Origin of the sequence: Bradyrhizobium sp. AUGA SZCCT0222, assembly GCF_018130205.1 — a bacterium.
Taxonomy (GTDB): Bacteria; Pseudomonadota; Alphaproteobacteria; order Rhizobiales; family Xanthobacteraceae; genus Bradyrhizobium.
In genome coordinates this window covers 98,576-115,948 of sequence record NZ_JAFCLX010000017.1, presented here as the reverse complement: position 1 = coordinate 115,948, position 17,373 = coordinate 98,576, and the positions used below count along the sequence as shown (strand labels likewise).

The window sequence follows — 17,373 nt, the reverse complement described above, 5'->3', positions numbered from 1 at the left end:
CCTCACGCAAGCCGCCATCGCCTGAAGCCGTCGCCCTGTCCGGCGCGGGCCCACGATCGCGGCGCTGTTGCTCGAAGAAGCCATGCCCGGCTTTGAGGCCGCCTTTCAGGCGGCCTTTTTCTTTGACGCATTGCTGGCGGTCTTCTTTTTTGCAGCCTTCTTTTTGGCAGGCGCTTTGGCGGTCTTCTTGGCGGCTTTCTTCTTGGTCGTTTTCTTCCTGGCCAGATAAGCGCCGACGTTTTTCGACGAATGCCCGACGGCGGCGACGGCAGCCTTCAGCTTCGCCGGGGTGACCTTGAACTTCTTCGACCAGTAGCGGACTTCGTGGGGCTGGCCGATGGCGATCAGGGCGCGGTCGGCGGCCTTGTGCTTCTGCTCCCCGATATAGGCTTCCACTTTCCTGGCGGAGTGGCCGACCTTCTTGACGGCGGCTTTCAGCTGGGCCGGTGTGATCTTCAGTTTCTTCGACCAGTAGGCGACTTCGTAAGCTTCGCTCATTGCGATCAGCGCGGCATCGGCACCGCCGCGCTTCTTCTTGTCATCCGCCATCCCATGCTCCTGTCGTGTTGAGGAATTCGGCACCCAGTCGGAACCTAACACGGCCTCCCACCTTCGGACAGATTCGCGCCTGTGGAGAATTCAGGCCGTGCGAAACGCAATTGCGTGACGATGGGCGTCAGGGCCGGCCGGCATTGTGACGCACGAAATACGGACTGATGTGTTATGGCTGCGAGCAGGGCTCTTGGTGCAGGGTCCTTGATACAGGGTCCTTGGAGATGCCGTCGATGCGCTATCAACTGTATTACTGGCCGCATATTCAGGGCCGCGGCGAATACGTCCGGCTTGCGCTGGAAGAAGCCGGCGCGGCCTATACCGACGTGGCGCGAAGCGGCAACGGCACCAGCGCGATGATGAAGATGATGGAGACCGCAAAGGGCACGCCGCCCTTTGCGCCGCCGTTCCTGAAAGCGGGAAACCTCGTGATTGGCCAGACCGCCAACATCCTGCTCTATCTCGGCGCGCGCCATGGGCTGGCGCCGAAGGCGGAAGCGGCAAGGCTGTGGGTGCACCAGCTGCAGCTCACCATTACGGATTTCGTGCTGGAAGTTCACGACACCCATCATCCGCTCGGCCAGTCGCTCTATTACGAGGAGCAGAAGGCGCCCGCCAAAAAGCGCACGGAAGAATTCTGGAAATCACGCGTGCCGAAATATCTGGATTATTTCGAGGAGTTGCTGGTAGCCAATGGCGGCGGCTACGTCACCGGCCGGCGCCTGACCTATGTCGACCTGTCGCTGTTCCAGATCGTGGAGGGGCTGCGCTACGCCTTTCCCAGGCGCATGAAAGCGTTTGAAAAGAACATTCCCGCCCTGGTCGAACTGCATGACCGCGTCGCCGCGCGGCCGAACATCAAGGCCTATCTCGCCAGCGAGCGGCGGATTGCGTTCAACGAGGACGGGATCTTCCGGCGCTACAAGGCGCTGGATGGGTGACGCTGTCATTCCGGGATGGTGCGTTAGCACCAGACCTCAGATGTGCAATTGCACATCGGGGAATCTTGAGATTCCGGGTTCGATGCTCGCGCATCGCCCCGGAATGACGGTGACCGTCACATGCTCCTCCCATCGATCGGCGTCATCGTCAGCTTCGATAGCTCGATGCCGTCGATGCAGCTCACATTGAGCGCCACCACGTCGCTGCCATCAGGCCTGGTGCCGCGCGCAAAGACGTCGACGCCGCAATCGATGCAGAGCTGGTGGCGGATCGCGTGCTTGTTGAAGAGATATTCGCGTAGATTGTCCTCGCCGGCGCGGAGCTGAAAGCTCTTCGGCGCCAGGAACGTGATATGCAGGCCCTTCTTGGTGCAGATCGAACAATTGCAGGCGGTCACCATTGCGAGGTCGGTGGTGCATTCGAACCGAACTTGGCCGCAATGGCAGCCGCCCGTGTAGGTCTTGCTTTCAGGCATGTGTCCCTCACCAGATTCCCGGAACCAGACGATAGCGCACGCGCGCGGCATAGTCAGCATAGCCCGGCAGCCCCGCGATCAGCGCGCGCTCCTCAATACGGGCGCGTACCGCGAACAGGATGGCGAACAGCGGCGCCAGCGCCACGCCCCACCAGGATCCCAACAGCAGCGGCACGCCGACGAAAAACAGCATGATGCCGCTGTACATGGGATGACGGACAAAGGCGTACGGACCCGTCGAGATCACATGATGGTCGCGCGCAGCCTGTACCTTGATCACGGGGGCCGCGAACGTGTTTTCGCGAAACACCCACATGATGAAGGCTGTCGAGAGCAGGTACATGGCAAGGCCCAGCACCTGCAGGGCCAGGGGGACGTGGGAGGCCTGCATGCGCCGGTCCAGTCCCATCGCGACGAACCAGATCAACCCCGTAGCGGCGAACACCAGCATGAACTTCTTGTCGGCGGCCGGCTGTTCCTCGCGTGCCGTCAGCCGCATCCGCTCGGCGAGCAGCGCGGGATCGGTTTTCGCAAGCCACAGGCCGCAGGCCGGGCCGAGCACCGCGGAGGTCGCAAGGCACGCCCACGCGCCGGGCCAATGCAGCGTGCCGGCGGAGGCAAACAGCAGCGCACCCATCCCGACGACGAAGAAAGTGTTCTGCAGCAACAGCTTCGCGATCATGCGTATCCCCATTGCCTGGGGCATCATGATCGCGTGATTTTTCGGCAAACTTGCGGCGTTTGGCCCGACAAGGCCAGGACGAGCAGCCTCTATGCGAACTGGTCGATCCGCGTGCCCTGTCCGGGCGGCAGGGCGGCAAGTACCGTCGGTTTCGGCAGGCGCGTGCCGTCGGCGGCGGCGCCGTTTTGTACGTCGGCGGGCTTTACTTCTGGCTTGGGCACGCTGGCTTCAGGCGGCTTGATCTGCACCGGCGCGGTCACAGCAGAGATATCCATCGGCATCATCCTTTTCGTTGCCTCCGACACTGGAGGCATTGAAGCGAACGATGTGTGAATCCCGGCCGGCGATCCCGCCCGATGGTGAACGGGGCGCCCGAAAATTCATTAGAATGCAGCGGATTGCGGAAGGGGTGCCGCTACTCGTCCTTGCCGCGGGTGACCGCAATCGAGGCCTCGGTTTTGGTCCGCGTGCATTCCATGTTGAGCCGGCGGAAGCGCATCGAAACCTTGTCGCCGCGCAGGATGCCCATCCGCTTCATGCAGCGCGTCGAGCCGGTCACGACGTCGGGCTTCGGAATGGTGAAGACGAGCGCGCCGGCGTTGGCGACCAGTGCAAGGAATTCCGGTTTGAATTTCCGGTCGGTCTTGGCAAAGAGCTCGAGCGAGTAGTTCTGGCCGCGGCAGCCGATCGAAAATTCTTTGGTGGCGGGATGCGTCAGATAGACGATGTTGCGCGCCTTGAAGTTGACCTTGACCCCGTCGATCTGGGTAGCGAGCTGCTTGGCGACGTCGTCGCAGCGGTCGGCGCGGGCCGGCGAGGTTGAGAAGGCGGCCAGCGCCAGCGCGCCTGCGACCAGGACCGATCGGCGAAACTGTCGTCGTGATGTCATTTGCAAATGCCCCTCTGGGCCCCATTGAAGCTTGCGCGGCAGCTTCCTGCAAGAGGCCTGTTCGAATGTCAATCAGAAGCCGCGGGTAGTCATTGCGATAAAGAACGCCGTCGTGGTGAACAGGTTGAGTAGGGTCGGCGTGCTGACCAGCGCCGTGGCGGCCCCGAGCCGCTCGTCGCGCGCGGAACAGGCGATGGCAAAGGCGGCCATTAGCGGGAACAGGATGATTTGCACCGATGTTTCCAGCGCCGCGTAAGGGCCTTTGAAAGCGAGCCCGTGCCTGATCACCGAGGGCATGTAGCTCAGCCAGGTCATGAGCATGACCGCGCCGAGCGCCATGACCGCGTGGCGTACGTAACCGATGGCCGCGAACAGCAGCGCCGACAGCGCCAGCACCGGATGGACGGCAAGATGCAGCTTGACGATGGCCCCGCCGATGCCGGGACCCGGGATTTGCGACATATCGTCCAGCAACGCCGGCGCGCTCGACATGCCGTTGAAGAGCTCCAGCAGCGAGACGGCGCACAGCGCGATGCGCAGGCCGATCCGGCGCGGCGCTGACGTGGCAGGGGCGATCCCGGCCGCCGGGGCAGGCGCGCGCATCTCGGCGGTGTTCATCGTGTCCTCATCGCCTTGGCTGGAGTGGCGCGTCAGGTCCCGCGAATGGCGATGCCGACGGCAAACGCAATAAAGGCGGCGACGTTGAACAAAGTGGGAAAGCTGACCAGCGCAGTGGCGAGTCCCAGCCGCCGGTTGCACACGGCAAAGCCGATCGCGCCGACCGCCAATAGCGGAAACGCGATGATCTGCGCGGGCGACCAGATCGCGCCGATGCCAGTGAGATCCATTCCCGATGACACCACGGTCGGTATGTATTTCAACCAGGTCACGATGATCACCACGCCGAGCGCGACAATCGCAGGCCGCACGCGCTCGTTGGCGGCGAACAGCAATGCCGTCAGCCCCAGCAACGGGTGGATTGCGCTGGCGGCGGCACTGATTCCTCGCACCGTGTAGTTCGGATCACCGAAGACCGTCCATGCCATCGACAGGCCGTCGAGGAGTTCGAGCACCGCGATGATGATCAGGGCGATGCGCAGGCCGGACAGGCCCGCGGCGGGCGGGACCGGGGGAGGGGCGGGCTTGGTATCGGTCGACACTGCGATGGGAACAGTAGTCATTCTCGATTTCGCTTGCTGATGGCCATTCGGGAACCTTCCTTTTGTGTCAAAAGTGCTTAGAACGGTTCAAATGCCGGGGTGTCCCGTGGACGCTTCCGCCCCCAAAAACCTTGCGAGCCAGCCCATGAACGCCCCGACCGCCTTTCCCGACCAAAAGCCCGTTCCGCCCTACAAGCACACGCCGCTGTTTCCGCTGGGCGCGGACACCACGCCCTACAAGAAGATCACGACGGATGGCGTGCGGGTCGAGAAGGTGCTGGGCAAGGACATGCTGGTGGTGTCGCGTGAGGCGCTGCGGGCGCTCTCCGAGGCCGCCTTCGGCGACATCAATCACTATCTGCGCCCCGGCCATCTGAAGCAGCTGGCCAACATCCTCGAGGACAAGGAAGCCAGCGACAACGACAAGTTCGTCGCCTTCGATTTCCTCAAGAACGCCAACATCGCCGCCGGCGGCGTGCTGCCGATGTGCCAGGACACCGGCACCGCGATCATCATGGGCAAGAAGGGCGCCCGCGTGATCACCGACGGCGACGACGAGGCCGCGCTCTCGGAAGGCGCGCGCGACGCCTACCTGCGCCGTAACCTGCGCTATTCGCAGGTGGCGCCGATCTCGATGTATGAGGAAAAGAATACCGCCAACAACATGCCGGCACAGTGCGAGATCTACGCCGAGGGCGGCTCTTCAGAAGTAGACTTGGCCTACAAGTTCATGTTCATGGCCAAGGGCGGCGGCTCGGCCAACAAGAGTTTTCTGTTCCAGGCGACGCCGTCGGTGCTGACCAAGGACCGCCTGCTGGCGTTCCTGAAGGAGAAGGTGCTGACCCTCGGCACCGCCGCGTGCCCGCCCTATCATCTGGCGATCGTGATCGGCGGCACCTCGGCCGAACTCTGCATGAAGACGGTGAAGCTGGCGTCCGCGCGCTATCTCGATGCGCTGCCCACCCATGGATCGGCCGATGGCAACGCCTTCCGCGATCTGGAGATGGAGCAGGAAATTTTGAAAATGACGCAGTCGCTCGGCGTCGGCGCGCAGTTCGGCGGCAAGTATTTCTGCCACGACGTGCGCGTGATCCGGATGCCGCGTCACGGCGCGTCGCTGCCCATCGGGCTCGGCGTGTCCTGTTCGGCCGACCGCCAGGTGCTGGGCAAGATTACGAAAGACGGCGTCTATCTCGAAGAGCTTGAGCACAACCCCGCGCAGTATTTGCCGGCAGTCGAGCAAGCGCTCGGCGGCGAGGTGGTAAAAATCGATCTCAACCAGCCGATGAAGGATATTCTGGCGACGCTTTCAAAGCATCCGATCAAGACGCGGGTCTCGATGACCGGCACGATGATCGTCGCGCGCGATTCCGCCCACGCCAAATTGCGCGAGCGGCTGGAGAAGGGCGAGCCGCTGCCGGATTATTTCAAGAACCATCCGGTCTATTACGCCGGCCCCGCCAAGACGCCCGACGGCTACGCCTCCGGCGCGTTCGGTCCGACCACCGCGGGACGCATGGATTCCTTCGTCGACCAGTTCCAGGCCGCGGGTGGATCGATGGTGATGGTCGCCAAGGGCAACCGCGCGGTCGCGGTGCGCGAGGCCTGCAAGAAGCACGGCGGTTTCTATCTCGGCTCGATCGGCGGCGCCGCGGCCAACCTCGCCGAGCACTGCATCAAGAAGGTCGAGGTGGTGGAATATCCCGAACTCGGCATGGAAGCGATCTGGCGCATCGAGGTGGTGGATTTTCCGGCCTTCATCATCATCGACGACAAGGGCAATGATTTCTTCAAGGAATTGAATTTGGGGTGAGGGAGTTCGTCCCCACAAGTTGTCGTCCCGGACAAGCGAAGCGCGATCCGGGACCCATAACCCCGGTCGGCCATTGTTGAAAGAAAGCCGTCTACCATCGCGCAAAACAACGGTGGCTGCGGCGTATGGGTCCCGGCTCAAGGCCGGGACGACAGCGGTGGGTGTTGCCATCCATCGCGGTTAGTTCGCTCGCACCCCCTCAACTGCAATTGGTGACCTGGCTGGAGCACAGGCTGCGCCACCAGCCGCGCACGCCGTCCTGGCTTTCGACGAGGCCCCAATAGCCGCTGCAGGCGAGCAGGCGCTTCGGGCCGCCGTCGGTGTCGAGGGGGCCGCCGAGCTTGCGCTGCGCCGGCGTCCACTTCGCATCGGCGAACGGCGCCTGGAATAATCCGCCCATCCGCGTGCCGCCATTGGCGTAGTTTGCGCCGACCTTGTTCGCGGCGACCCAGCCGCGCCCCGAATAGGGTTTTGGCGCGTTGCGCGGATATTTCTTTTCGTCCTCATATTTCTTGCCGGGCGGCGTCGCGCCTTCGATCAGGAACCAGCCGTCCTTGAAGCCGATGATGCGGAATTCGGTCAGCCAGCCGTCTTCGGGTGTGTTCTCGCTGCCAGCAATCTTCAGGCGATAGGGCGGCGGCAGGGTGCCGAGCACGCGCGATTTCACCGAAGGCTCGGCGCGGACGTTGAGGCCCTTGGGATCGCGATCTTCCGACCAGGCGCCGAGATTGCAGGGCTCGGTACCATCAGGCAGCGCCGCGCGTTTGGCCGCGAGTTCGGCGTGCGATTTTGCGAACTCGCTTTCCTGGCCGTCGGGATCGGTCATCGTGGTGTCGCGGTTGCCGCGCGTGGCGTCGCTGCGCGGCTTCAATTCCGCCGACAGCGCGCGCGCCTTGGCCTCGTCGAGCTTCACGACTAGCACCTCGCGCGGTGCGAACACGCTGGCTGGAGATTTGGGGTCGTTTGCGTTGGCCGGATAGACCGCGACGTATCCGGTCATATCAGCGGTGCGGTAGGCTTCGCCGGCGACAAAGCCCGCCGGCACCAGCGCGAGCGCGCTGGCGCGCCATGCTGGCTCGGGCGCGGATTGTGCGATCGCCGCCGTCACCAGGAAGGCGACGACGGCGATTGAAAGCAGTGCGGTCTTTTGCATGGATCGAATGGTGAAGGAGCCAACGCACTCCCTCATTTCGCGATCAGGCCCGGGTGCCCGTGAACGGGAAGCTGCCCATCGGGCCGATGCCCATTTCGCCGGACATGCTGTCGCCGGACACCTTTCCAATAAACTCGAGGGTCAACGGCATCGGGTTGGTGATCGAGACCTTCCAGTTGACGGCGTCGCCGCTGATGGCGCCGTCGAAGATTTCGGCGGAATTCCCATCGGCGCCCTGCGTGCCGGTCAGCGTACCGCCAGAGGCCAACAAGGTCAGCGTCGCCTTGCGCTCGCCCATCGGCGTGGTCATGACGATATTCCAGTTTCCGTCCACGGCCATCTTGGTCTCCCCAATACATTTCCCAGCAACCGGAATGGTTCTGAGTTCTCCCGGCGGCGGTATAGCCTATCTTGTCGCGCAAGCCCAACCCTGTTGTTTTACGGTAGTTCAGGCGCGGGCGGCCGCGCGCAGGCGGCTGCCGACCAGGACGCGGAACGCGACATATTGCACAGCGAACAGAGCAATCTTGGCACCGATCAGGACGACGGTCACATAGAACGTCCATAGCTTCATGTCGCCGGTCATGGCGACGCCGATGGTGCCGGCAGCGAGCACGAAGCACAGCCCGGCCCAGACGTAGCCTGCGGCAGTGACATATTCCGGAATGGTCTGGGTAACGATCGGCGGCATGTAGCGCAGCATCCAGCCGCGCTTGAGCATGATGAGGCCGATCGCAAAATGCCCGATCGCGGGTTTCGCCAGCACGAAGCGCGGGTCGTGGGTCAAGAGCGTGGCGCCGCCGAGCACGATCACGAGCCCGAGGCTGGCCCAGGTCATGTAGCCGAGCTCCTTGCCCTTGATGCGGGAGTAGATCACCTGGCCGATGGCGCCTGCGATCGCGACGCCGGTCGCCAGCAACACGTTGTCCGTCGCGAGATAGATCGCGATGAACACGATGGTGGAGAAAAAGTCGGCGCCCAGTCTGGCGAATACGTCCTTCATCGTCGCGATCCTCCTTGATGGGTGACGTCATTGCGAGAAGCGAAGCGACGAAGCAATCCATCTTTCTTGTTATAGCTATGGATTGCTTCGCTGCGCTCGCAATGACGGGTGATGGTTAGACTTCGGGCAAGGCGTTGGCGGGCGGGGTGCCGTACTTTGCCTTGCGGTATTCGGGATACCATTTGGTGAAATACACGGCGCTGTTGCGCGCGGCAAACGCGATCAGCAATCCCGACCACAGCGGCAAGCCCGGCACGTAGATCAGCGCGGCATTGCCGGCCATCATCAACAGCATCGAGACGGTCCACACCGCGGTGATGAGGTAGTTGGCTTTGATGAAGCCGGGCAGCTTCGCGGTCTCGGCATCGACCACTTCGAGCGCATATTGCAGCGTGAAGGGTTTGCCGGCCACGAGCGAGCCCAGGGTGACGAGGAAGATGCCGGCATCGACCGCGAACTTGACGCCGGAGACGCTGAGGTCGGGATCAATCTCGGTGACGTAGCCGCCGACTGCGGCAAAGACCACGACGGAGCCCGCACCCAGGATCTTGAGCGAGCGGCCGCGCACCATGTCGAATCCGATCACCGCGAGGCAGATCGCTGCGCCGGCAAACAGGCTGACCGCGGTCGAGGTTACCAGCATCAGCAGCGCGAAGGCGCCGTAGGGGGCGAGGATCAGGAAGATCGTCATGGCAGCCTCTCAGGCTTTATCTTTACACCGTAAAGATACCCTAAGGCCGGTCGCGGGAGTCGTCAAGCAAAATCTTTACAGTGTCAAAATAAATGCAGTCTGATCGAAATAATCAAATAATCCAACTGGTTATGTGGTGTTGAACGAATGGACTAAAACGGCCAGAAGCGCGCCAGCGCAAGAAGCGCGGCTGCAAGCAGCACAAGCAGGGTAAGCAGAATGCCACCGACCCGGCAGATCTGAAACTGCATGGTGCGTGGCCCGACATACATGCCGAGCGGATGCAGCAGCCGCGCCACCAGCAACATTCCCATCAGCAGGTGCACCCGCGCGGTCGGCATGCCCGACATTTCCAGCAGCGCGACCAGCAGCACGATGATCGGAACATATTCGGCAAAGTTGCCATGCGCGCGAATGGCGCTGCGCAGCTTGATGTTGTCGCCGTCGCCGAACACGACGCGATGTCCCCGCCGCAGGCGCGAGACCTGCAGGCCGAGCACGAGGTACAGCAGCGCGAGAAGGGCGAGATAGAAGCCGGTGATCGTGGGTATGTGCATGTGTGTTTCCCCCGGAATGACTCATAGCGTCATTCCGCGATGCGCAATAGCGCATCTGAGGGCGCGCGTTAGCGCGAACCCGGAATTTCGATTGTACAACCTCTCGTCATTCCGGGGCTCGCGAAGCGAGAGCCCGGAATCCATCGGGCGGCAAGTAGCGTCGATGAATGGATTCCGGGCCTGCGCCCAAGCGGGCGCATCCTCAGATGTGCAATTGCACATCGGGGAATGACGAGCATGGTAGTTCGCCGCCGTCTACTGCGCACTCACCCAATTGCCGTGGAAACCATCGGGCACGCGATGCCCGAGATGTACCAGCGCCACCGGTCCGGCTTCGACGTCCCTGGCGTTGAACACCGCAAGGTCGCTGCGGTTTTCCCTCGCGCGCCAGACCGCTGATAGCAGCCAGCCATCGCCCTCGGCGGCGTCTTCGCCGCGCTCGACGAACACGGCTTCGGAAATGGTGTCGCCGGCGGGGAGGTGATATTTGCCCAGCCGCTTGCCCTTGCCGTCGACATGCACGATGCCGGACAGCGCGCCGAACATCGGCAGATCAGGATTGGCGCAGGCGTACCAGCCGTGGTTGCTGGCAAGGCCCGCGCGCCGATCGTCGATGCGCGGGAATTCGCCGGTGAGGTCGTCGAGATAGGTTTGCGTGAAGCGGTCGGTATTCCCTGAGAGATCGAAGGTCCAGCGGCAATAGCGTGCGCGCGATTTTTCAGGATCCGTCGGCGAGCCGTCGGGGTGGGTGAACAGCGGCGCTTCCTCGAACTGCATCACGTCGGCGATGATGCGGTTGCCTTCTTCCCACGCGTTCATGACGTGGAACACGTAGCAGCTCTCGGCGCGGAACCAGACGATGTCCTTGGCGGAGCCGGTGCGCTTCATGACGCCGACATAGGCGCCTTTCTCCGGCTCCCAGGCGTAGGGCGGCTTGCCGCGCATCGCCCGCTCCATGCTGCCGGTGATGGGCAGGATCGGAAACAGCATGTGGTTTTCGGTGACGATGAAGTCGTGCACCATGCTGGCATAAGGCGATTCAAAACGATCGAACCGCGTCACCACGCCCGATGCGTTGACCGAACCGAAGGAGAGGGCAGGGGTCAGGGGTCCCGCGGCGTTGTAGCCGAAGAAAACCATCTCGCCGGTGACCGGATCGATCTTGGGATGCGCCGTAAAGGGGCCTGCGATCGCGCCCTTGTAGTCGCAATAGCCCATACGTTCCAGGGTACCCGGTTCGATCTCGGTCGGCATATGGCCTTCTTCCAGCGCCAGCAGGCGGCCGCCGTGGAAGATGATGTTGGTGTTGGCGACGCCGCCGTCATTGGTGACATCGGCGGGCGCTCCCGGCAGCTTGCGGCCGAAGCCACCGAACAGCGCGCGGCCGGCGTCATGCTCGGCCTGCCATTTTGGCGTGCGGACCCAGCGGTTGCGATAGCTGGCGCGGCCGTTCTCGAGATGGAAGGCGTGCAGCATGCCGTCGCCGACGAACCAGTGCGCGCCGGGCGCTTCGAATTGCGGGTTGGGGCCGTTGCGATAGAGCGTGCCGTTGAGCTCGCGCGGCAATTCGCCGCTCACCTTCAGGAACGGTGCGTCGCATTCCATCGGTATCGGCGCCAGATTGGTCCGCGCCGCGTTGGTCGCCACTTGGTCGAGCATCGTCGCTTCCTCCCGGTTTTATCTTTACAACGTAAAGATATGGATTACCGGGCATGCCAGCCATCGTCAAGCAAAATCTTTACAGTGTAAAAATTGCGGCTATAAGGATTCGCAAGGGGTTCAAATGGCCAAAACATCGAGAGAAAGCAAAGTGGTCCGCACCGTCGCGCGGACCCGTAAGCCGGCGAGGGCGGCTGCCGAACGGCCCGCCGTGCGGCGGCGCAAATCGTCAGGCGATACCCCCTATCATCATGGCGACCTGCGCGAGGCCCTGCTGCAGGCGGCCGAGCGGGTGCTGGAACGCGACGGGCTGGCGGGGCTGACGCTGCGCGCGGTGGCGCGCGAGGCCGGCGTCTCGCATGCCGCACCGACCCATCATTTCGGCGATCTCACCGGCCTTGTCAGCGAACTCGCGGCGATCGGCTTTCGGATGTTCAACGAAGCCATGAACGCCGCCGGCAGCAGCGAGACGCTGCCGATCATGAAGGGGCTGGCGAGCGCCAAAGCCTACGTCGCCTATGCGCAGGCGCATCCCGGCATGTACGGCGTGATGTTCCGCAGCGCACGGCTGGATTATTCGCGCCCCTCGCTGCATGAGGCCTCCGATGCCGCGTTTGCAGGGCTGACCCGCGGTGTCGGCGCCAGCCGGCACGAGCAGATTCCACAGGATGGGTTGTCGCTGGATCAGGCCGCCGCCATCGCGCGCGCCTGGTCGCTGGTGCACGGTTTTACCACGCTGCTGCTCGATGGCCGCCTCACCGGCATTCTGGAGCGGTTGCCCGAGGGTACGTCCGCCGACAAGCTGCTCGACGCGATGCTGCGCGGGGCCGTGCCCCGCCCGCCGGGGGTCTAGGCGGCGGCATAGCAGGTATCGGGCACGTGACTTCCGCGTGACTTCCGTCGGGGGGGCACTCTATAAGGTGCGCCTTATACCGTTTCTAAGGTCGACCGAACGAGCCGCCCCCGCCGGGAAGGAACCAGCCGTGACAGATTCGAACATTGTACGCATTGACCGCCATCCGGGCCGCTCGGCCCAGACCATCGGGATTGCACGCGAACTTGGCGCCGATCCGGACCTGATCCACGAGCCGTCGGTCGGCGTGGTCGGCACCAAGGGCGACAGCCAGTGCTACATGGGTGTCATGGCCAAGGTCGATGCGATCCACGCCAGCCTCAAGAGCCATGTCGGCAAGGGCGCCGGCCAGATGAAGCTGCGCCTGGTCCAGCCGGAATACACCATCGCCACCTCGGACGGCATCCGCAACGGGACGCGCGAAATGCGCTACTCGCTGATCGGGCGTGAAATCACCCACGATGCGCTGTGCGAACATCTGGAGGCCACTGGGCTCCTCGGCACCATCGCCGTCGTCGCCTGCGACAAGCCGCCGGTCGGCACGCTGGCCGCGCTGCTCGAGCACAATCAGCCCGCGATCATCATGTCCGACGGCGCGATCCATCCCGGCACCGATCCGAACACCGGCGAGAAGCTCGACATCGTCAGCGCCTACCAGGTCGCCGGCAACCCTGATGCGGAATACCGCCACCACATCGCCTGCCATGCCTGTCCCGGCTACGGCAGCTGCGGCGGCATGTTCACCTACAACACCATGCAGACCTTCATCGGCGTCGTCGGCATGCAGCCGCTGCACATGGTGGCGCCGCCGTCCGACGATCCCCGCCGCCTCACGGAGTTTCCGGACCAGCTGGTCGGCTACCTCGCGCAGATGATCGCGAAGGACCTCAAGCCGCGCGACATCGTGGTCCGCGACTCGATCCGCAACGCCGTGATCGTCGCGATGGCGATCGGCGGCTCGACCAACGTCACGCTGCACGCGCCGGAGATCGCGCGCGCCGCAGGCTTTGCGGACTTCTGGAAAGAAGTGATGACGCCGGCCGAGTTCAATCATCTGTCGCAATACGTCGTGCCTGTCCTCACCGACGCCCGGCCGTACGGCAAATATTCGATGGTCGATATCGACGCCGTCGGCGGCGTGCAGGTGATCGTCCGTGAATTGCTGGAGGCCGGACTGCTCAACGGCGACGTGATGACCTGCACCGGCGAAACGCTGGCCGAACAGGTTAAGCGCCTCGAAACCAAACCCGCCGACGGCACGGTCATCTATACCGTTGGCAAGCCCTACAAGCCGACCGGGGGCCTGCGCGTTCTCGGCGGCAATCTGTCGCCGGAATTCTCGGCGATCCTTAAATTGGCCGGTGTCGAAGGCGGGCTGGAAAACAATCTGTTCCGCGGCCGAGCGCGCGTGTTCGAAGGCGAGCGGGGACTGCTCGAGGCGCTCGACAAGACGCCCGACCTTTTCCAGAACAACGACATGATCATCGTGCGCTACGAGGGTCCGAGCGGCGCGCCCGGCATGCCGGAAATGCTCGATCCCACCTCGCGCATCACGACGCTGTGCCGCGAGCGCGGCATCGTGGTGGCGCTGATGACCGATGCGCGGTTCTCCGGCGGATCTGTCGGCCTCGTCATCGGCCATGTCGGCCCCGAAGCCGGCCTCGGCGGCCCGATCGCCTTCGTCGAGGACGGCGACGAGATCATTGCCGATCTCAACAAGAACGAACTCAACTGCACGGCGCTGGCGGATCCGGCCGTTCTGAAGGCGCGCAAGGCAGCCTGGGACAAGGTGGTGGCAGCCAATGGCGGCCTGCACCCGAACTGCGGCGTCGCCGACACCCGGCTGTTGCACCGCGCGCGGCTCTCTGCCGTGCCGGCGACCCGCGGCGGCGGCCTGCATCCGAACCGCGAGGTCTGGGTCCGCGAGCAGCGCGAGGCAACCAGGTCGGGCTTCGTGCCGAAGAACAAGCACCGGCCCGAGGCGGAGAAGGCGTTCTAAAAAGCGTTTCCGGCCCATCGTCCTGCTTGCGGGCGACACCGAATTCGTCAATTCGGACAAGGTTGCCCGGCGGCTCCCCACAGGGCCATGTCCTTGACATGACTCTCGAAGGTGCCCGGCGGCGTGGTGCGGCCCGCTCCGGGTGCCCACCCCCGGGGGATGAAGCCGTTTAACGATGCATCGTGCCGCAGATGTTCAAGGAGACCAACGGCGTCTCGACCGCCATTGCGTTTGGGATCCTTCAGTTGCGCGCAAATCTCGGCGCCACTCTTGCCGAACCAGATGAACGCCACCGGCGCAAGCTGCCAGTCGATGCCGGCGCGCAGCGGCGCTGGCGCGGGATCGTTCGGCAGGGTGGAGGTCATGTGACACGTCGAGCAAGGGATTGTCTCAGCCCCGATGCGGCTCGCTCCGCCATGAATATTCATGCCGTGCACCCGGGGCCTGTTTTCGCCTGCCGGCGTCCACATCGGAATCGCCTTGGCGTCGACATGGCAGTTGGCACAACGTGGATGTGTGACAACTGCTTCAATCCTCTTCCAGGCTTCCAGCCCATCGGCACGGCTGACGCTGCCCGGCGGCAGCACGTCCTTGGCGGCCTCGTCTTTGGCCACGACAATTCCCGTGAGGGCCAAGATTGAAGAAGCAGCGAACGCGAGCGCGATCAGAGATCTCTTCATGACCCGCCCTCACACGAAATCGATGAACTTGTTGAACGGCATTTCGCGGATCCGCTTTCCGGTCGCAGCGAAGATCGCGTTGGCGAGCGCGGGTGCGGCAGGAGGAACCGGCGGCTCGCCGACGCCTCTCACCTTGGGATCGTTCTCAAGCCCGCGAACCTCGATTACCGGACATTGATAGATCCGCATCGCTTCGTGGTGGTTGTAGTTGGTCTGTTGCGCCGCGCCCTTTGCGTAAGTCAGTTCGCAGTTGATGGCGTGGCCGAGGCCCCAGATGACCCCGCCCTGCACCTGGTTTTCGAAGTTGACGGGATCGACGACCTTGCCGACATCGACGGCGACCCAAACCTTGTCGATCCTGATGCCTCTGTCCGTCGCGGTCACTTCGACGACTTCAGCCGCCGGCGTCCCGAAGGACTCGACGAACGCCACGCCACGCCCCCGGCCGTTGCCAAGCGGTCCCTTCCAGTCCGACATCTGCGCGAGCGTCTCCAGCAGCTTCCGGTAGGTCGGGACCCCGCACATCTCGATGCGGCCCTTCATGGGATCAACGCCTGCCGCATGCAGCAGTTCGTCGATGAAGCTTTCGGTGAAGAAACCGGCGGTCGATGCGCCGACTGAGCGCCACGTGGTGCATGGCGACAGTCCCTGCGCTTCATAGCTCGTGGCCCGGAAATTCGGGATGTCGTAGTAGACATTCCACAGGCCGGCGGCCAATTGGGCATCGGGATCCTTCGAGGGAGCGCCCATGCGTTCGAGCAGCCCCTTCAGGGGTGCGGTCGATGCCAATTTCAGGTCGGCCGCGACGATCTTCCGGTTCTTGATGCTGCCCTTGTACCTGGCGAGCGAAATCTGTCGCGGAATATCCTGGAGAAAATCCTCCTCGCGCGAAAACACGAGCTTGATCGGCGTGCCGCGCATCTGGTTTGCGATCTCAGCCAGCACACGGACGTTCTCGAACTCGAGACGGTGCCCGAAACTTCCACCGGCCCATTGATTGTGGAAGGTCACCTGTTCCGGCTTGAGGCCGATCGCGGTCGCTGCGATCGCCTGCACGGCCTGCGGGCTCTGGTGGCTAACCCAGATTTCCATTCCTTTGTCGGTAACAATGCCGATCCCGTTGAGCGGCTCCAGCGGCTGATGCGCCAGATAGGGCGCGCGGTACTCCGCCTCGACCAGCGTGCCATCCTTCAAGCCCGCGTCGATATCGCCGATCTTCCGCCATTCCTTGCCGAGGAATTCCGGCTTGAATGACGCTTCCAGAACCTTCCAATGGTCGGCCTGCTCGGCGGGATAGGTCGAGGGCGCCCAAACACAATCGATCGCATCGACGGCCTTCATCGCGTACCAGCTGTTGGTCGCGATGACAGCAACGCCATTCTTGATTTCGAGGATCTTTTTGACCCCCGGCATCGATTGCGCCTTGCTGGCATTGTACGATTTCAGCGGCTGACCCTTGTTGGGGTTCAGCTTGACGGACGCGAACAGCATGCCGTCCATTTTCAGATCGATGCCGAACTTCAACTCGCCCATGACCTTCGGTCGAACATCAAGCCGCATCATCGGCTTGCCCACCATTCGCCATGTCGACGGATCGCGCGGCTTTGCATCCAGCACCGGCGGAATCTTCGCGGCTTCTGCCGCGAGTTCGACGTAGGCAATCTTGCTTCCGTTAGGCAGGATCACATGGCCGGATTGGGTGCGGATGTCAGCTAGGGGAACGCCCGAACGCTTGGCCGCCGCGGCCTTCAGCGTCTCGCGCGCGACCGCGCCGGCGACGCGCAACTTTTCGTAAGTGTCCGGGATCGTGCTCGACCCGCCCGTCATCTGCAGGCCGGACTTCCTGAGATATTCGAGCGTGGCGGCGCGTGCTTCCTCAGCAGCCGGGCTTTGGTCCGCCGCCAGGAACGGCGCAAGCTCATCTGCGAAGCCGGAGTTGAAGTAGGCGGGACTGGGCCCCGCGAACCTTATTTCGAACTGACCGGGATCGAGGTCCATCTCTTCGGCGATCATGATCGGCTGCACGGAACCGACGCCCTGACCGATGTCGGCATGTTGTGCGATGAGCGTTATCTTCTCCGGGCTTATCTCGACCCACGGGTTGAAGGTCACGGAGTTGGGCCCGAGGCCGGCGGCCAACGGATTGCTGTGGGCGGTCGCAACGGCCTTTTCGGCATGACTGTAGGAGCCGAAAGCGATGCCGCCGGCTACAGCGGCGGAGCCCACGATGAAAGCGCGACGAGAGAGGTTCTGCATGACGCCCAT

The 17,373-nt window shown here is 63.3% G+C and carries 19 protein-coding genes; 4 read left to right on the top strand and 15 right to left on the bottom strand.

Going from position 1 to position 17,373, the window contains the following annotated elements:
* Nucleotides 1-105: 105 nt before the first annotated feature.
* On the bottom strand, nucleotides 106-549 hold the full coding sequence (locus JQ629_RS17365; RefSeq protein WP_212413695.1) for a DUF3606 domain-containing protein: 444 nt from the start codon (nucleotides 547-549) through the stop codon (nucleotides 106-108).
* A gap of 236 nt (nucleotides 550-785) precedes the next feature.
* Between JQ629_RS17365 and JQ629_RS17360 the strand changes: the two genes are divergently transcribed.
* Nucleotides 786-1,493, top strand: a complete 708-nt coding sequence (locus JQ629_RS17360; RefSeq protein ID WP_212413694.1) for a glutathione S-transferase — start codon at nucleotides 786-788, stop codon at nucleotides 1,491-1,493.
* A 116-nt stretch (nucleotides 1,494-1,609) separates the two neighbouring features.
* Here JQ629_RS17360 and JQ629_RS17355 read toward each other — a convergent pair whose 3' ends face one another.
* The 6 genes from JQ629_RS17355 to JQ629_RS17330 all read right to left on the bottom strand — a co-directional run bounded on the left by JQ629_RS17355 (nucleotide 1,610) and on the right by JQ629_RS17330 (nucleotide 4,721).
* On the bottom strand, nucleotides 1,610-1,969 hold the full coding sequence (locus JQ629_RS17355; RefSeq protein ID WP_212413693.1) for a GFA family protein: 360 nt from the start codon (nucleotides 1,967-1,969) through the stop codon (nucleotides 1,610-1,612).
* A 7-nt stretch (nucleotides 1,970-1,976) separates the two neighbouring features.
* Nucleotides 1,977-2,651 (bottom strand): methyltransferase family protein, encoded by a 675-nt coding sequence (locus tag JQ629_RS17350; protein WP_212413692.1) that lies wholly within the window; start codon nucleotides 2,649-2,651, stop codon nucleotides 1,977-1,979.
* 89 nt (nucleotides 2,652-2,740) lie between these two features.
* A complete protein-coding gene (locus JQ629_RS17345; RefSeq protein ID WP_212413691.1) occupies nucleotides 2,741-2,926 on the bottom strand; it encodes a hypothetical protein in 186 nt (61 codons plus the stop codon).
* 140 nt (nucleotides 2,927-3,066) lie between these two features.
* Nucleotides 3,067-3,540, bottom strand: a complete 474-nt coding sequence (locus tag JQ629_RS17340; RefSeq protein ID WP_212413690.1) for a hypothetical protein — start codon at nucleotides 3,538-3,540, stop codon at nucleotides 3,067-3,069.
* Nucleotides 3,541-3,612: 72 nt separating this feature from the next.
* Nucleotides 3,613-4,158, bottom strand: a complete 546-nt coding sequence (locus tag JQ629_RS17335; protein WP_249135110.1) for a hypothetical protein — start codon at nucleotides 4,156-4,158, stop codon at nucleotides 3,613-3,615.
* Nucleotides 4,159-4,190: 32 nt separating this feature from the next.
* Entirely contained in the window at nucleotides 4,191-4,721 is a 531-nt protein-coding gene (locus JQ629_RS17330; protein ID WP_212413689.1) for a hypothetical protein, read from the bottom strand.
* A 124-nt stretch (nucleotides 4,722-4,845) separates the two neighbouring features.
* On the opposite strand from JQ629_RS17330, the gene JQ629_RS17325 reads away from it, so the two are divergent.
* On the top strand, nucleotides 4,846-6,513 hold the full coding sequence (locus JQ629_RS17325; RefSeq protein WP_212413688.1) for a fumarate hydratase: 1,668 nt from the start codon (nucleotides 4,846-4,848) through the stop codon (nucleotides 6,511-6,513).
* A gap of 199 nt (nucleotides 6,514-6,712) precedes the next feature.
* On the opposite strand, the gene JQ629_RS17320 is transcribed toward JQ629_RS17325, so the two are convergent.
* The 6 genes from JQ629_RS17320 to JQ629_RS17295 form a co-directional block, all read right to left on the bottom strand.
* Nucleotides 6,713-7,666, bottom strand: coding sequence for an SH3 domain-containing protein (locus tag JQ629_RS17320; RefSeq protein WP_212413687.1), 954 nt, complete (start codon nucleotides 7,664-7,666; stop codon nucleotides 6,713-6,715).
* Nucleotides 7,667-7,709: 43 nt separating this feature from the next.
* Complete coding sequence (locus JQ629_RS17315; protein WP_212035029.1) at nucleotides 7,710-8,006, bottom strand: hypothetical protein; 297 nt, start codon at nucleotides 8,004-8,006, stop codon at nucleotides 7,710-7,712.
* A 108-nt stretch (nucleotides 8,007-8,114) separates the two neighbouring features.
* Nucleotides 8,115-8,669 (bottom strand): inner membrane-spanning protein YciB, encoded by a 555-nt coding sequence (locus tag JQ629_RS17310; protein WP_212035030.1) that lies wholly within the window; start codon nucleotides 8,667-8,669, stop codon nucleotides 8,115-8,117.
* A 115-nt stretch (nucleotides 8,670-8,784) separates the two neighbouring features.
* Nucleotides 8,785-9,360 (bottom strand): DUF3159 domain-containing protein, encoded by a 576-nt coding sequence (locus tag JQ629_RS17305; RefSeq protein WP_212413686.1) that lies wholly within the window; start codon nucleotides 9,358-9,360, stop codon nucleotides 8,785-8,787.
* Between the two features lie 152 nt (nucleotides 9,361-9,512).
* On the bottom strand, nucleotides 9,513-9,917 hold the full coding sequence (locus JQ629_RS17300) for an MAPEG family protein (RefSeq protein ID WP_212413685.1): 405 nt from the start codon (nucleotides 9,915-9,917) through the stop codon (nucleotides 9,513-9,515).
* Nucleotides 9,918-10,172: 255 nt separating this feature from the next.
* Entirely contained in the window at nucleotides 10,173-11,576 is a 1,404-nt protein-coding gene (locus JQ629_RS17295; protein WP_212413684.1) for a carotenoid oxygenase family protein, read from the bottom strand.
* 124 nt (nucleotides 11,577-11,700) lie between these two features.
* On the opposite strand from JQ629_RS17295, the gene JQ629_RS17290 reads away from it, so the two are divergent.
* Both JQ629_RS17290 and JQ629_RS17285 read left to right on the top strand, forming a co-directional pair.
* Nucleotides 11,701-12,429 (top strand): TetR/AcrR family transcriptional regulator, encoded by a 729-nt coding sequence (locus tag JQ629_RS17290; protein ID WP_212413683.1) that lies wholly within the window; start codon nucleotides 11,701-11,703, stop codon nucleotides 12,427-12,429.
* Nucleotides 12,430-12,559: 130 nt separating this feature from the next.
* Nucleotides 12,560-14,428: a dihydroxy-acid dehydratase domain-containing protein gene (locus JQ629_RS17285; RefSeq protein WP_349631276.1), complete on the top strand. Its 1,869-nt coding sequence runs from the start codon at nucleotides 12,560-12,562 to the stop codon at nucleotides 14,426-14,428.
* Between the two features lie 47 nt (nucleotides 14,429-14,475).
* Here the strand turns inward: JQ629_RS17285 and JQ629_RS17280 are convergent, their stop codons facing one another.
* Complete coding sequence (locus JQ629_RS17280) at nucleotides 14,476-15,108, bottom strand: hypothetical protein (protein WP_212413682.1); 633 nt, start codon at nucleotides 15,106-15,108, stop codon at nucleotides 14,476-14,478.
* Between the two features lie 9 nt (nucleotides 15,109-15,117).
* A complete protein-coding gene (locus JQ629_RS17275) occupies nucleotides 15,118-17,373 on the bottom strand; it encodes a xanthine dehydrogenase family protein molybdopterin-binding subunit (protein ID WP_212413681.1) in 2,256 nt (751 codons plus the stop codon).

What these genes read in the sequence shown, in the direction of transcription:
- JQ629_RS17310 (WP_212035030.1), bottom strand. Translation starts at nt 8,669, where the DNA reads ATGAAGGACGTATTCGCCAGACTGGGCGCCGACTTTTTCTCCACCATC.
- JQ629_RS17350 (WP_212413692.1), bottom strand. Translation starts at nt 2,651, where the DNA reads ATGATCGCGAAGCTGTTGCTGCAGAACACTTTCTTCGTCGTCGGGATG.
- JQ629_RS17365 (WP_212413695.1), bottom strand. Translation starts at nt 549, where the DNA reads ATGGCGGATGACAAGAAGAAGCGCGGCGGTGCCGATGCCGCGCTGATC.
- JQ629_RS17305 (WP_212413686.1), bottom strand. Translation starts at nt 9,360, where the DNA reads ATGACGATCTTCCTGATCCTCGCCCCCTACGGCGCCTTCGCGCTGCTG.
- JQ629_RS17320 (WP_212413687.1), bottom strand. Translation starts at nt 7,666, where the DNA reads ATGCAAAAGACCGCACTGCTTTCAATCGCCGTCGTCGCCTTCCTGGTG.
- JQ629_RS17340 (WP_212413690.1), bottom strand. Translation starts at nt 3,540, where the DNA reads ATGACATCACGACGACAGTTTCGCCGATCGGTCCTGGTCGCAGGCGCG.
- JQ629_RS17345 (WP_212413691.1), bottom strand. Translation starts at nt 2,926, where the DNA reads ATGGATATCTCTGCTGTGACCGCGCCGGTGCAGATCAAGCCGCCTGAA.
- JQ629_RS17275 (WP_212413681.1), bottom strand. Translation starts at nt 17,373, where the DNA reads ATGGGCGTCATGCAGAACCTCTCTCGTCGCGCTTTCATCGTGGGCTCC.
- JQ629_RS17290 (WP_212413683.1), top strand. Translation starts at nt 11,701, where the DNA reads ATGGCCAAAACATCGAGAGAAAGCAAAGTGGTCCGCACCGTCGCGCGG.
- JQ629_RS17280 (WP_212413682.1), bottom strand. Translation starts at nt 15,108, where the DNA reads ATGAAGAGATCTCTGATCGCGCTCGCGTTCGCTGCTTCTTCAATCTTG.
- JQ629_RS17315 (WP_212035029.1), bottom strand. Translation starts at nt 8,006, where the DNA reads ATGGCCGTGGACGGAAACTGGAATATCGTCATGACCACGCCGATGGGC.
- JQ629_RS17330 (WP_212413689.1), bottom strand. Translation starts at nt 4,721, where the DNA reads ATGACTACTGTTCCCATCGCAGTGTCGACCGATACCAAGCCCGCCCCT.
- JQ629_RS17355 (WP_212413693.1), bottom strand. Translation starts at nt 1,969, where the DNA reads ATGCCTGAAAGCAAGACCTACACGGGCGGCTGCCATTGCGGCCAAGTT.
- JQ629_RS17360 (WP_212413694.1), top strand. Translation starts at nt 786, where the DNA reads ATGCGCTATCAACTGTATTACTGGCCGCATATTCAGGGCCGCGGCGAA.
- JQ629_RS17295 (WP_212413684.1), bottom strand. Translation starts at nt 11,576, where the DNA reads ATGCTCGACCAAGTGGCGACCAACGCGGCGCGGACCAATCTGGCGCCG.
- JQ629_RS17335 (WP_249135110.1), bottom strand. Translation starts at nt 4,158, where the DNA reads ATGAACACCGCCGAGATGCGCGCGCCTGCCCCGGCGGCCGGGATCGCC.
- JQ629_RS17325 (WP_212413688.1), top strand. Translation starts at nt 4,846, where the DNA reads ATGAACGCCCCGACCGCCTTTCCCGACCAAAAGCCCGTTCCGCCCTAC.
- JQ629_RS17300 (WP_212413685.1), bottom strand. Translation starts at nt 9,917, where the DNA reads ATGCACATACCCACGATCACCGGCTTCTATCTCGCCCTTCTCGCGCTG.